General features: G+C 38.3%; 7 protein-coding genes and 1 riboswitch. Of the genes, 2 read left to right on the forward strand and 5 right to left on the reverse strand.

All coding sequences use genetic code 11. The annotated features are described in order from the left end of the window. Position 1: 1 nt before the first annotated feature. The 3 genes from LMF89_RS01090 to LMF89_RS01100 form a co-directional block, all read right to left on the reverse strand. Positions 2 to 7,534 carry an SDR family NAD(P)-dependent oxidoreductase gene (locus tag LMF89_RS01090; protein WP_229533488.1) on the reverse strand — a complete coding sequence of 2,511 codons (7,533 nt, stop codon included), beginning with the start codon at positions 7,532 to 7,534 and terminating at the stop codon, positions 2 to 4. A gap of 143 nt (positions 7,535 to 7,677) precedes the next feature. Further along, a complete protein-coding gene (gene fabD, locus LMF89_RS01095) occupies positions 7,678 to 9,912 on the reverse strand; it encodes an ACP S-malonyltransferase (RefSeq protein ID WP_229533489.1) in 2,235 nt (744 codons plus the stop codon). Positions 9,913 to 10,536: 624 nt separating this feature from the next. Further along, a complete protein-coding gene (locus LMF89_RS01100; RefSeq protein ID WP_229533490.1) occupies positions 10,537 to 10,833 on the reverse strand; it encodes a LysR family transcriptional regulator substrate-binding protein in 297 nt (98 codons plus the stop codon). 260 nt (positions 10,834 to 11,093) lie between these two features. Continuing rightward, a riboswitch (cyclic di-GMP riboswitch) is annotated at positions 11,094 to 11,181 on the forward strand. Positions 11,182 to 11,353: 172 nt separating this feature from the next. Between LMF89_RS01100 and LMF89_RS01105 the strand changes: the two genes are divergently transcribed. Both LMF89_RS01105 and LMF89_RS26095 read left to right on the forward strand, forming a co-directional pair. After that, positions 11,354 to 12,811 (forward strand): methyl-accepting chemotaxis protein, encoded by a 1,458-nt coding sequence (locus tag LMF89_RS01105; protein WP_369412550.1) that lies wholly within the window; start codon positions 11,354 to 11,356, stop codon positions 12,809 to 12,811. Next, on the forward strand, positions 12,774 to 13,067 hold the full coding sequence (locus LMF89_RS26095; protein WP_369412551.1) for a hypothetical protein: 294 nt from the start codon (positions 12,774 to 12,776) through the stop codon (positions 13,065 to 13,067). The genes LMF89_RS01105 and LMF89_RS26095 overlap by 38 nt, the downstream gene beginning before the upstream one ends. 234 nt (positions 13,068 to 13,301) lie before the next feature. Here LMF89_RS26095 and LMF89_RS01110 read toward each other — a convergent pair whose 3' ends face one another. Further along, positions 13,302 to 14,168 carry a ketose-bisphosphate aldolase gene (locus LMF89_RS01110; RefSeq protein WP_229533491.1) on the reverse strand — a complete coding sequence of 289 codons (867 nt, stop codon included), beginning with the start codon at positions 14,166 to 14,168 and terminating at the stop codon, positions 13,302 to 13,304. A 19-nt stretch (positions 14,169 to 14,187) separates the two neighbouring features. Continuing rightward, on the reverse strand, positions 14,188 to 15,042 hold the full coding sequence (locus tag LMF89_RS01115) for a class II fructose-bisphosphate aldolase (RefSeq protein WP_229533492.1): 855 nt from the start codon (positions 15,040 to 15,042) through the stop codon (positions 14,188 to 14,190). Between the last annotated feature and the right edge of the window lie 3 nt (positions 15,043 to 15,045).

Consider the following 15,045-nt stretch of genomic DNA (forward strand, 5'->3'; position numbering starts at 1 on the left):
TTTACCTCCTACTATTGTCAAATCCCATTATTTTTGCTTTTTGCAAAGCACTATCAATGCTTATCGTATTATTCATTACCTCATCCAGTAGTTGATCAAAAAATGCATCATCAAATTGAATGTTTTTTTGATCAACTAAGGAAGAAATCTTACGCTGTTTGTCACTTTTCGGAACCCAATAGCGTTCCCTGGAAAAAGGATATGTTGGTAAACTGGTACGATAAGGTTTAATTTTCCCATATAGCTGATTCCAATCGAAATTCAAACCATCAACCCAGAGTTCTAGGAGCTTCCCATATTTCTTTTGAGAAATCCAATCACCTATAGTATTTGCCATATCCTCTTCTGCTGGGGAATTAGTCAATTTTGCTTTCTTACGTTTGGCTTGCCCCCGATATAGATTAGAAATCCCACCTTGGTTTTCTACAAAACTCTTTAGTTTTTCCACAAGTTCTTCACTTGACCCCACGCTCATAGCCAGACGTTCTTCCATTGCTTCACGTCCTACTTGAAGAGTATAAGCCAGATCAGCTAATCCAGTCGCTGAAATTTGTATTTCCCCAATAAAGTCCACTAATTGCTGTGCCTGTATTTTGAGTTGCTCTTCACTCTTTGCCGACAACACGATAATGGCAGGATTTTGAGGAGTAATCACAATTTGAGGTCGTTCCTGCTTCTTAGGAATATATTCTTCAATTACTACATGAGCGTTCACGCCACCAAATCCAAAAGAACTTACACCCGCTCGCCGCGGAAGTTCTTTGCCCGCCACATCTTGTATGGCTTTCCATTCCTTAGATTTTTGGACTATATAGAATGGACTATCTTTAAGATCAATGTATGGATTAATCGTATCGCAATGCAGGCTTTTGACTAACGTTTTATGTTTGAGTTGCAATAAGACTTTAATCACACCTGCAATACCAGAGGCAATTTCCAAATGACCAATATTGGTCTTGACAGAACCGATTCCACAATGACTATTTACAACCTGGGAATCGCCTGTACGTTGATACAATTCTTTAAAAGCAGTCTTTAACCCATTGATTTCAATTGGGTCGCCAAGTTTAGTGCCTGTTCCATGTGCCTCAATGTAAGTGACAGTTCTAGGATCAATTGCAGCCTTAGTATAAGCAGCTTTCAATAATTCTGCTTGAGCCTTGGGATTAGGAGCCGTCAGGGAGTTGGCATGTCCGCCATGGTTCTCGGCAGTACCGCGAATAATTCCATAGATGTGATCGCCCGCCCGTTCGGCATCTTTAAGTTTTTTCAGAAAAATCATGCCCGCTCCTTCACCTCGAGCATAACCATTGGCTTGATTGGAAAAAGTTTTGCATCGTCCATCTGGCGAAAGCATACCCGCTTTACTAAAACTTATATGATAGTCAGATGAAGGTATTGTATTAACACCACCAGCAATCGCCATTTCGCAACTTCCACTTTCAATAGCACTTACTGCCCGATGGATGGCGACTAGCGCACTGGAACAAGCGGTTTCAATCGGCTCACTTGGTCCATGGAAATCGAAAAAATAACTAGTTCGATTAGGCCCCACGGAAGATACCATACCTGTTGAAGAATACGCTTCAAATGCTACATTATATTTAGCAAGTAATCGGCTATAGCCAACATCCATAGTACCTACAAAAATACCTGTATTCGTTCCGGAGATGCTTTGTGCTGAATAACCGGCATCTTCAACAACTTTCCATACATAGGTCATCATTAGACGCTGCTGAGGATCCATAAGTTCAGCTTCTCTGGGAGAAATTCCGAAAAAGAACGGATCAAACTCAGCAATACTGTCAATAAATCCACCCCATTTGATATTTGTTTTATTGGCATCTTTTTTCGGATCACCATAACATTCCTGCCAATCCCATCGATCCTTAGGAATTTCTGTGATACAATCCTTACCTTCCTTCAGGTTTTTCCAAAATTCATTCACATCTTTAGACATAGGAAAGCTACCACTCATTCCAACAATTGCAATAGGTTCAGGAATGGTTTTATCTGGTTGTAATGGTTCTGATGCAGATAAAGCCACCGTTCTTACAAACCGAGAATATTGTCTTTTGCTGGTTAGAATTTCTTCCACTTCGTCTCCCATGGCTTGTATAGGAATTTCAACTTTGGTTTGTGCTGCAAATCTTGATACAAATGCAGCTTGATGTTCTTCCACCAAATATTCAACAAAACTATGAAGAGTTGGACGTTCAAAAAATATGGTAGGAGTCAATTCAAGCTTGTATTCCTGGTTAAGCTGATTGGCAAATTCGGTGAATGTGATGGAATCAAACCCATATTCGCTCAGCTCGGCTTCAGCATCAATATCCTCAATCTTAATATTGAGCAATTTAGACACTGCTTGCATCAAAATTACTTGCACTTTGTCCAGCATATTATTCGTATCCATCCCAATTGTAGAATCGGATGCAGCAGGGCTCTTGGATTGTTGATTTGAAAGCAGTTTTTGCTTCATTCGTATAAGCTTGCCTTCCATAACCATTACCTGATCTTTGCCAGAGGCCAAGCCTTGATACAAGGTTCTTATGCCAGTATTGGTCTGCATGGCGATCATCCCCATACTTTGCATCATCATCTTTTCGGTTTCTTCATCAACATGCATCCCACCATCTTTCCACAACGGCCAATTGATGGATAGCGTATGACCTTGTCGTTGTTTTGAATCCACAAGAGCGTTACGGTACCTTGCATACATATCCATAAAAGAGTTAGCCGTGGAATAGTCGGCCTGCCCTAGATTACCTAAGCTTCCTGCTATTGAGGAAAAGAGAATAAAGAAGTCAAGCTTTAGATCCTTGCTTTCTTGATCTAGGTTCACCAGTCCGGTTACTTTGGGTGCCAGCACTTCTAATAGTTCATCCTTAGTTTTTTTGATAATGAAGTTATCTCGCTTCACTCCCGCACCATGAATGATACCATTAATATTCCCAAAGTCTTTTTGGATGATCTGGATCAAGCTGGATACGGCTTCCTTTTGAGTCACATCAACCTGCTTGTATTCGATCCGGGTACCCAAGCCTTCTAATTCCCTAAGTTTTGCTTGTTTTTCCTCCCCCAGTGGAGATCGTCCTGTCAGAATAAGCGTTGCGTTCTTGACGTTATGTGCAATTTCGCTGGCAAAAATAAATCCTAAACCGCCAGTACCTCCAGTTATGAGATAGATACCTTTGTCTTTCCAGGGAATGTCCACTTCTTTCTGAGAAGCTTCCACTTCCCTCCAATCGACAACCCATCTCTTCCCTTCTTTGTATTGAATCTGGTTATCATTACTTTGACTGTTTTCCCTCAGTTTCTCTATGATTCTTTGAGAATCTCCCCATCCAGCCACGCCAATCAGTTGTCCAATGAGTTTAGAATTCTCAATTTGAGCAGTTTTCAAAAGCCCGGAAAGTCCAAAGAAGAGCTGCTGTTCATTCTGTGTAGAGACTACAATCTGGATTAATACCTTGTCCACAGGTTTTTCTTTGAGGATACTTTGCACTTCCTCAAATACTTGGACTGCATAGGTTTGGAATCGTTCCTCTATGCCCCTCTGCTCAGATTGCAAAGTAAGGCAGCGCACTTCCTTCATCTGGGTCTTAATGCTTTCCTGAATCACCTCATCCGCTTCACAAAGTATCACTACATGCCGAGCATAATCAGGTAATGTAGCTTCCTGAAAAGCCGTTTGTTCTTTCCAGCAAGGTGTAACTCTCAGCGTTCCGAGCGTTTCTGTAGAATTTGCCGAACCTACTTCGCCCTCCAGTATCCTCGACGAAAATTCCCTCATCCGTACACAAACATTTCCTATATCATCACACAAATCAATATCGAGCTTCTGTACTTTATCCCCGGCTTTACTTCCTTTGCTGTAACGAATCAAAGCCCACATAGTAGAAGTGCATTTACTAAAAACTTCAAGCTCCTGAAGTGCAAAAGGTAAGCACAGTCTCAGATCACCAGAGCCCATTAGTAAGCTAATCGACGCCTGCAAGGCAGAATCTAATAAACTAGGATGCAGGACGAATTGGTTTTGGGTTGCGGAGACAGAAGCAGGCAAGGACAACTTAGCCAATACTTGATCTGGTCCTCCATAGATCTTCTCAATCCCTTGGTGACCTGGACCATAATTAATTCCCATTGTGCGATATGCTTCATAGCATTGGCTGGATGAAAAACTGCTTTGGCTGCAGTGAGCTCGTAAGACCTTAAGATCAAGGGTGGGAACTTGAAAAGCTGAACTTAATACTATATTACCTTGGCTATGTACTATAGGCTCTACATTGATATCCTTAGAATCACTATAGATTTCATAGGCAATATTTCCATTATCTTCAGGACATAGTCCAATCTTTACCTCAACTGGATGAGTCCCTACGGTAATAGGCCTAGACCAAACCACATTTTTTAGTCGAATCGGAGGAGTTTGACCTTCTTGTGACCCCCCCACTGCCTGTTCCACTGCCGCTCGTGCCATTTCAAGATAGGCCACCCCAGGCAAGACCCTTTGCCCCTTCACTATATGGTCCGCCAGAAAAAACTCCTGACCCGTAAAGGTCGAACTGAACCGTTGCTCAGAGAAATCAGAGATGTTTTGATGCAATAAAGGATGAATAGAAGCTAGATTCGTTGTATTTTTTGCTGCTTCTAAATGTAAACAAGGACTTTTTACTTCCATAGCTTTGTCAGGCAACCAAAATGAACTCCGATTAAAGGCGTAAACAGGCAAAGGAATATTTTTAAAGGAATTTTCGGGATATAATTTTTGCCATTGAATTCCCACTCCCTGCGTCCATAGTCCGACTAATGATTCTTTAAGAGCTACAGAGAGTTCTGCAGTCGGATTAAAGGTGATTACTTTGCTTGCTAAAGGATCAGAGGTTAGCTTCCCAAAATTTACATATGTCATATCCGGTAAAAGCGGTAGATCTTCCAATACCAACATCTGTTCAAACCAGTTTTGAATATCCGGTATTACGATCTTTTTTTGACTGTATTCGTTTAAATAGCTATAATTAGTTTTGTTATTAATCTTGCTTTGCCGGATGTTTAAAGTTGTGGCAATCGCGGCTAGGTCAGGATTGTTACTCAGTAATAATGTGATCAAAGTTTCTTTAGGCATTACTTCATCCAGTACAAGATCTAGCAATTCATAGAACCTCTGATCTGTTATCAGCTTCCGTTCAGATAAACTCCACTTTTGGTTGAGTTTATATAAAGAACTTAGCATAATAATCATTAATAACAGTTTTCTCCCACTGAAACCTTCCTCTCCTGGAACTAAAAAGGTTTCATCATTAAGCAGTTTTTTAACATCTAATTCTACCGACTTCAACCTGTTATCCCATTGTTCTAAATACTTAACAAAAGTAAACTGATTTGTTAATAGCGAATTCGTTTTTTCTAAATAATGTGATACTATTTCATCAGAAATGTTTAGTTCACCTATCAAACTTCCTATGTATTGGGCATCAAGAATATATGGATTTAATACTTGTCGGTTAATTGGATCATAATAAGGAATAATCGGTCGAGTAAATTTTAACTGGTCTACTTCTTTTTTCCCGCATAAGACTGCTAAAATTTCTTTTATATCGATTACGCCGCTAATAGCTAAACTAATCCATAGCCCTTTCTTCAAACCAGTAATCAAATTCAAAGAGAGTCCTAATTCGATTAAAGTAGAAATAATGGCATAATTCAATATAAATGAATACAAAGTTACATACGGCTTTGGCCAACTCTTCTGAAAAAATCCCTCTCTGATCTGATGATCTACGTCAAATTCATCTAATGAATCTAAAACCTGATCAAATTTCTCTTTAAAAATAGGGAATTCTTTAATAGTCTCTGCCAAATCAGTATCATTCCATGAAATTTCACCAACACGCAAGCACCAGGATTCGTCTGTTATCTTATTAACAGAAACAGCTGTCAATTTTTCCAGAAATTCTATTAATTCGGCTTTATTTTTAAGCAATTTCCCGCAACGGTAAGAAAAATCTTCCCGAGTTAGCAGGGTCAAACAAATGTCTTTAAAATCAATTTTTGAAAAGCTATCACTTTTGGTAAATTCTTTCCAATTATGTAGTACATCTTCCAGACTATGGGGATTCTTTGCTGAAAGTACAAATGGATAACTTGATCCGGCAAGAGACTCAGATTCAATTATTTGTTCAGAGTATTCTTCAAGCAAAACATGACCGTTGACGCCTCCAAAACCGAATGAACTAACCCCTGCTCTTAATGGCTCTCCTTCTTTTCGACTAACCCAATTGGTCAGACCACTAGCAATAGAAAAAGGAGAATTTTCAAAATCAATAATCGGATTTATGGTTTTCATATTTAAACTAGGTGGAATTTTCTTATGGCGCATCATCATTAAAACCTTAATTACACCCGGCATTCCCGCCGCTGCTTCCAAATGTCCCACATTTGTTTTAACAGAACCAATTTTGCAAAACTGTTTTTCAATTGTTGATCTCTGAAACGCCTGTGTTAAAGCTTCTACTTCAATGGGATCCCCTAATGAGGTCCCTGTACCATGAGCTTCTATATAAGTAACTGTATCCGGGCCAAATCCAGCATCTTCATACGCTGCTAAAATTACATCCCGCTGCGCCTCCACCCGGGGGGAGGATATTGAAATTGCTTTCCCGCCGTGATTAACAGCACAACCTTTTATTACTCCGTAAATATTATTTTTATCTTGAACTGCTTTATCTAAAGGCTGTAGTAATAAAACACCAATACCCTCTCCGGAAACAAAGCCATCGGCATCTTTATCAAAAGTTTTACATTTTCCGTCTTTACTTAACATCCGGTTTTTTGACCACATTAAGTACCTTATAGGGGAATAATGTAAATTAACTCCTGATACCAGTGCATAATCACTGTCCCCAATGGCTAGCGCTTTTTTAGCGTCGCATAGTGCCACCGTTGCTGAAGCGCAAGCCGCCTCAATTACTTTGCTCTCACCACTTAAACCTAAATAGTACGATGTTCTGTTTGCCAGCATAAATTGATAATTTCCTGATCCTGAATATAAGTCTATATCATTTTCGGAAGGAGACTTCAGATAGGAATCCAATGCCATAGCCCCTACATATACGGAGGTCCTTTTTTTTTGTAATTTTTTCAAAGATATCCCGGAATCCTCGATACAACGCCAAGTTTCCTCTAATAGTATCCGTTGCTGGGGATCCATATTGTCGGCTTCCCGAGGAGAAATATTAAAAAAATTATTGTCAAATTTATCAATATTATCCAGCAGACCACACCATTTACTAATACTTTTACTATCATCACCAGTTGGAGAATAATGTTCATCAAAATTCCAACGATCAATTTCCCGAATTGAATTAACTCCTTGTGATAAATTTCTCCAAAATTCTTGATAGTTTTCTGCTCCAGGGAATCGGCAGGCTATCCCGACTATGGCAATATCATTACAATTGCCTGTACTATTTGTTTTCTTGCTTTCATTCCCATTCTTTTTAACCTGACTTTTTGGTTTCCGCTCTTTCATTGACTCACCCACTTTTCTAGTTTTCGCAATTACTTAAGTCCCAAAGTTTCCTATCTCCTGAATTTTAACGAATATTTATTTCATAATTGATACATAATATCGGAATAACTGTTTAGAAAACCATCTTCCCTAACTCTGCTAATTTAAGCACTTAGGAAAGTATTAAAACGTTGATCCAATAGTTCCGCTGTTTCATGCATTAGTTTTAATGCTATTTCGTCAACATGCCGTTCTTGCCAATTTTCTAAAGTTGTTCCTCTAACCCATTGATTAAAAGATCCTAGTGCCGGACCGCAATGAATTTGAAAGTCTACTTTAGATTCAGTACTCCCACTTAAAGCCAGACGACTACTATAGCCAAAATACCATCTGAAAATCAAAGCCATCTTGTGTTTAGGGTTGCGTTCCGCTTTTTCGATTTCTTGAGCTGGATAAAAAGCTTTGACATCATTATAGACTTCTTCAAAACTTCTTTTAAAATATCTCTCCTGAATCTGCTTCTTAGTCTTTTCATCAATTTCATTCAAGGAGTTATATTGACGGTATAACTCAAATAATTTGTTAGCCCTGGCTGAAAAAAATAATCCTTTTTTTAACACTTGAACTTTAGCACCCAATTCAAACATATCCCCAGCTGGTGCATACTCCGTATCCTGGACATTCATTTCTTGCAATAAATCTTTTACTGCATCACTGGTAGCTGCTTCTACCGTGCATTGGTTGATCGAACCTGTTACGATAAAGTCTGCACCTAATATAAAAGCTGCTGCCGCGGCCTGAGGAGTTCCAATTCCACCGGCGGCTCCTATCCGAACCTTCTTATTATACTGATATTTTTCCATCATATCGTCTCGTAATTTGATTACTGCTGGTGTTAGTGCATAGGCTACGCCACCATCTGTATGACCGCCAGAATCGGCCTCCACACAAATATCATCCGCCATAGGAATTTGGGTAGATAAATCAGCTTCCTCCTGTGTAATCTTATTTTCGCTTACTAGCTTAGCGAGAATTTGTGCCGGAGCCGGACTTAAGAATGCTTGTGCCACCTCCGGCCGAGATAATTTGGCGATAATCTTGTTTGAAGTAATAACTTTTCCTTGTTCATTTTTTTTTAACCCTTTGACACGATATTTTACTAAGGACGGCGTAACATTTATAAAGGCCGCTGCTTCCACGTTTTTCACACCATAATTTATATAAAGATCAATTGTTTTTTCTTCCATTTCAGGATTGTTTGGATTATGTAATAAATTCATCCCATAAGCTTCTCCTGCTAAGAGCTCCTTTTGAATATATTGAATTGCATCTTCAATTTGCGACAAGTTCAAGCCTCCCGTACCAAAAAAGCCTAGCATTCCTGCCTTGCCCATTTTTACTACTATTTCTTTGGACGCTACTCCCCGATACATTCCACCGGTTACATAAGCATATGTAAGGTTATAATCCTTTTTAAACTCAGAACTCCCTAAACATGAAGGTAGAACATTTTGAACTTGCTTTTCAGCACTTTTAATTACCAATGGCTCCGCTTCTCTTTTAATCCGTTGAACTAATCCGGTTAAAACTTTACCTGATCCAATTTCTTTAAATTCCATTTCTCCAAGCCCCATCAAATATCTAATACTTTCTGTCCATTTCACTGGATGTGTAATTTGTTCCACTATATTTTGTTTAATATCAGATTGTTTATATGGTCTGGCATGAACATTGGAAATTACAGGTATCGCTAATTGGAAAAATTCAAAGCTATTTATAAAGGTTTCAAATTCTCTTTTAGCCCCTTCCATATAACGAGAATGAAAAGCTCCGCTTGTTTTTAAGGTAACAAACATTTTTACGTCCTTAATCCCCTCAAAAATAGGCTGAGCATGTTCAATGTCAGTTTTCAAACCCGAAATTACAATTTGAGTCGGTGAATTATAATTTGCAATATCTATACTCTGCAAATTATTTTGTTTTAAAACATCAGCTATTTGCTCTTCATTTAACCCAATCACTGCGGCCATACCACTCCCGGTAGCATGACTCATTAGCTCGCCTCTCTTTTGCACCAGTTTCAATCCTGTTGCAAAATCAAATGCTCCTGCCGCAAATAATGCATTATATTCCCCTAAACTATGACCGGCAACAAAATCGGGCTTTATCCCAGTTTCTTCAATTCTTTTAAGATAGCTTAGTGCATTTACTACATATAAAGCAGGTTGAGTATATTGGGTTTGACTTAAATTTAAGTCTACATCTTCCAAACAAAGTTCCTTAATCGAATATCCTAAAATTACATCTGCCTCTGCCGTTAATTCTTTAAATTCATCAAAAAGTGTTCCCCCCATTCCTTTACTCTGGGAACCTTGACCAGGAAAAACATACGTAATCATTTCTTTTCTATCCCCTTTCATAATAATTTTCTAATTAAAACTCTCTTTTAATCTTTCAAGTTTTTTAATTTCCTGACTAAAAGGAGTTAAAACGTCATAAGTTTGGGATATCTTTAATTTCTTAATTTTTAACAAAAAAAAACCACAAAAATTTATCATTTACAAATCTCCGTTACTATGCTAAAATTAATGCGTGCATATGTAAAATATGCCAAAGCAGCCCATAAATCAGTGGATTCCCGCCAAAGAAGCTTACTGATTTGTGGGTTATTATTCTTTCACGCTAAAAATACGCATACTAAAAAAGCATACTAAAAAAGCATACCAAAGCAACCACACATATCAAAGGATTCCCGCCAAAGAAGCTTACTGATTTGTGTTTGTATATGGAAATAATAACCGTTTTTATTGTATTTGTCAACCTATTTACATATTTGTAACATTCTGACATCTTTCAATTAAGTGCCAAGGGGAAAGGATTTGTTAACATCTCTATACTTTTAAAACTAAAAGAGAAGATGCCCATAATCTAGTAATCAGATAGATTATGGGTATCTTCTCTTTATTAGCTTTCTACATTATAAGCCTTATCCTATCAGATGCGCAGCACTACTCCGCAGGGGTTTATCCAAACCTTTCATTCACGATTTGAATAAATAGCTGTGCAGCTTTAGAAATATATGCATTTTTCTGAACCGCTACACACATTGTCCAATAGGGCTCATATTTTTCATTGATATAATAGTAGGCAGGTTGATAGATACCAGGAAAAATTTGCAAATATTGCAGCGGAACAAAGGTTATGCCAATCCCTTCACAAGAAAGCCGTCTTGCAGTTTCATAGCTTTTGGTAGTCAGTATAATCATTGGATTGATATTGGCTTTTTGTAAAATAGAATCCGTTCTGTCACAGCCATTCATCTTCCTTTTCTGTTTGTCAGCTCAGCCACAAGGCTTTGCACTGCCATCATCCGCCCTTGCATGAACGATCAGTCGAAACTTAATCTTTCAAATACATATTAGTTTTATATCTGGTATAGAGAAAAACTATATCGGATATAAAATAATAAGTATTTGATTATACCTTATCCCTATTATACAATGACAACATAAAAATTGGTATTTTTTTGACATTATGTGCAATAATATGTAACAAAAAATGCAACGATTAGCAAACAAATTAAATATATTGGCAAACCTGTTGAAAAGCAGGGACGCAAAGCTATGGGTCTACAGTCGTTACACGATCAAGATTGCCAGGCCGCCATGCTTAGTCACGCATGTAGACGGTCGGGATATTCCTGACCGTCTTTTATTGTTTAAAAAACTACCAACGAGGAGGTATGAAAGATTTCACCATTACTATTTTAATTGATTTAGATATTCGAATACGCCGATTGACTAAATCAGCTTGGAAAATTTTTAAAAGGAGAGGGGAAAAATGCAATTTATTGAAAATATGAAAGTCCAATTAAAATTAATAATACTAGTCTTTATCGGTTTTTTATGTATGGGGGTTGTCGGATATACAGGGTATCATTATCTTAGACAGTCAGATACGAATATGAATTTGATGTATAAGGACCGATTGGTTCCAGTTAAACTGGTAAATGAAAGTGCTACGAATGTCAGAGGATCAATCGCAGCAACAATAGAGCTGATGGTTTCAACTGATGAGAAAAAGAATCAAAAGTTAAGAAGTAATATTGATAATCGCTCAACCCTAATTAGGAACGCACTTGCAGAAATTGAGAAAATTCCTACAGACTCACAAGGTAAAGAATTATTAGATAAAGTACAAAGCGCTCTAGAAAAGCAGATTTCAGCGAGAGATCAAGTTATTAAGTTGACACAGGAAAAGAAAAATGCAGAGGCTTATGCGGCATATGTTAAAGAAGTAGAACCATTGACAAATGACCTTACTGGCAGCTTACGAAATCTTATGGATTATTACACCGCATTATCAGAGCAAATGAATGCAAACAATCATGAATCGGTTGTAAAAGCAACGCAGATTATGATTAGTATCATTTTAATGTCTTCTTTACTATTAGGATTATTAGGCTGGTACATTACCAAGATTATAACAAAACCCTTACATACGATGGTATTATTTTGCAATCAATTATCTGCTGGTGATTTTAGTGACAAGCCCCGTACATTTTCCAGTAAAGATGAATTTGGACAATTGGCAGATGCCTTGGCAAACACACGTGCCAGCATCCGTACATTGATGCAGCATGTCAATGACTCTGCGGAACAGGTGGCTGCCTCTTCCGAAGAATTGACTGCCAGCGCTGACCAATCATCTCAAGCTGCTAATCAGGTTGCCGGGGCCATTACCGATGTAGCTAATGGAATGGACGAACAGTTAAGTGTCGCCAATGGCACCTCGGAGATTGTCATAAATATGTCAGCTAGTATCCAGCAAGTTTCAGCTAATACAAATCAGGTGGCTGAACAATCGTCTTTAGCAGCAGAAAAAGCCAACGAAGGTAACAAGTCCGTTGATAAGGCAGTAAATCAAATGGCCTCTATCGAGCAGACGGTCATCTCCTCTGCACAAGTAGTTGCCAAATTGGGAGAGCGTTCCAAAGAAATTGGACAGATTGTTGATACGATTTCCAGTATTGCAGGACAAACGAATTTACTGGCTCTAAACGCTGCCATAGAAGCTGCACGTGCAGGAGAGCAAGGACGGGGCTTTGCTGTAGTTGCAGAAGAAGTCCGTAAACTTGCGGAACAATCACAAGATGCAGCGAAACAAATCGCCTCTTTAATTGGGGAAATACAAGGAGATACCGACAAAGCTGTAGATGCCATGAATGATGGCACCAGGGAAGTTAAGGTGGGAGCAAGTAGTGAACGCTTCCGGAAAAGCCTTTCAGGAAATAGCTGATCTAATATATAAAGTCTCGAATCAAATAAAAGAAATATCTACTGAGATAGAACAAATGGCTGTTGGCAGCCAACGGATTGTCGAATCAGTAAAACAGATCGACACACTTAGTAAAAAAGCATCGGGTGAAGCCCAGACCGTATCGGCTGCGACCCAGGAACAATCAGCATCAATGCAGGAAATAGCCTCCTCCAGCCAAGCGTTAGCTAATTTGGCAATGAATTTACGGCAAGCAGTCGGTAAGTTTCACATTTAAGCGCCAATGTCGGTAGTTACCGCGTTAAGCGCTTAATGAGAGAGAATAATTTCATCTGCTTGATATATGGAACTTTTGCAGAAATATGTCAAAGAGAGACATAATTCACCAAATAAAGGCGAATTATGTCTCTAAATTTTTCCCAAAAAGATTTGATTTTCCTGTAAAGTGATCTAAAAAGTAACTGGATGTGAATCATTGTAGATTCAATAGGCTATGAGGCTAAAAACTTTTTTATTTATATAATTTCACTTTATCCACTGCGTTAAATAAATTCATCTTGAATTCAATAACTTCACGTGCTGCTGCTATACATGGCGGATAAATAGCGTTGGGTTCATACCAACCTTCATTATCTTTTAACACTTCACGCACCTTTTTATAGTAAGCTGCTTTTACGTCGCTAGAAATGTTTATTTTAGAGATTCCGATTTTTACGGATTCCGCAATCTCTTCATCTGCATTTGATGAACCTCCGTGTAAAACTAATGGAACCATAACAACATCTCTTATCTCTTTTAATAAATCCAACCTAAGTTTTGGCTTCATTCCTTTCGGGTAAATACCATGAGCCGTTCCAATAGCAACTGCTAATGTATCAATTCCAGTTTTGGCAACAAAGTCTTTTGCTAACTTAGGATCAGTGTATATAATCTCGCTTGCTCCCCCCTCAGCAGAGGTCCCAGTAGTCCCTATTGTTCCTAATTCTGCTTCTACTGAAATATGAATTGGATGGGCTGCTCCTACAACTTTTTTGGTTATTTCAATATTGTCTTCATATGACAAATGGGAGCCATCAATCATTACGGAAGTAAAACCACATTGAATTGCACGCATTACTTGTTCAAAACTTCCACCATGATCTAAATGAATAACCATTGGTACTTTGGCTGCGTTAGCTTCTGCTTTGCAGGATTCAACAAAGCTATCTCCTAAAAAGGATAATTCATCTGGATGAATTGCTAAGATTACTGGACATTGCATTGCTTCTGCACTTTGAACCACTGCTGTTAAAATTTGTCCACTGCCGATATTGAATGCAGGTACTGCAAACTGATTTTTCTGCGCGACTTTCAACAATTCTTTCATATTCATTAACATGTGCGTCTCTCCTCATATTTTATATTGATTTATCACTTGATCCTGCTAATCGAATATAATATCTAACTTTCTCAATACTGTCTTTTTCTACTTGGTGAATTAATTCAAAGTAGTTCTTATCAGGGGTTTCTTTAAATTGGACTTTCGTGCTTTCTGCGCACGCATTGAAAAAATCACAGCCAACATTGATCTTATTAATGCCAAACTGTACTGCCTGCAAAATATTATCTTCACCAGAACCTGATCCTCCATGTAAAACAAGAGGTACTTTTGTTTTATCTTTAATTGCTTTTAATCGCTGGAAATCAAATTTTGGCACAATTCCATCTGGATAGTTTCCATGAGATGATCCAAAAGATATCGCTAAAGCATCAACTCCTGTTTCCTCTGCGAAGAGCTTTGCTTCATCGGGGTCTGAATACATTGCAGTTTGTGTAAAAGAACCATCTTCATTGGTTCCCATGCAGCCAATTTCGCCTTCGACACTTACATTGTATTCTTTGGCAAATTCCACAATCTTTTTGCTGAATTCAATATTTCCCCTTAAATCATAGCGAGAAGCATCCACCATTACAGAAGAAAACCCACTTATCATTGCCTGGGTTAAATATTGATACTCTGTACCATGATCCAAATTTAAAGCAACTTCTCCATCGGAACTTGCTGCTAACATTTTCACAACGGGAGCAATTAAACCACTATCACAATGTCTTACTAAATGATCTTGTACTATATTTACGATGATTGGTGCTTTTTCAAGTTCCCCTGCAGTAATGACAGCTCTAATCGTTTCTAGATTAAAACAATTAATTGCCATAACTGCATAATATCCTTCATTTGCTTTTTTGAGCATTTCTTTCATTGAAACGTACATGTT

This window comes from Pelosinus baikalensis (assembly GCF_020819555.1).
In the GTDB taxonomy this organism is placed as follows: domain Bacteria; phylum Bacillota; class Negativicutes; order DSM-13327; family DSM-13327; genus Pelosinus; species Pelosinus baikalensis.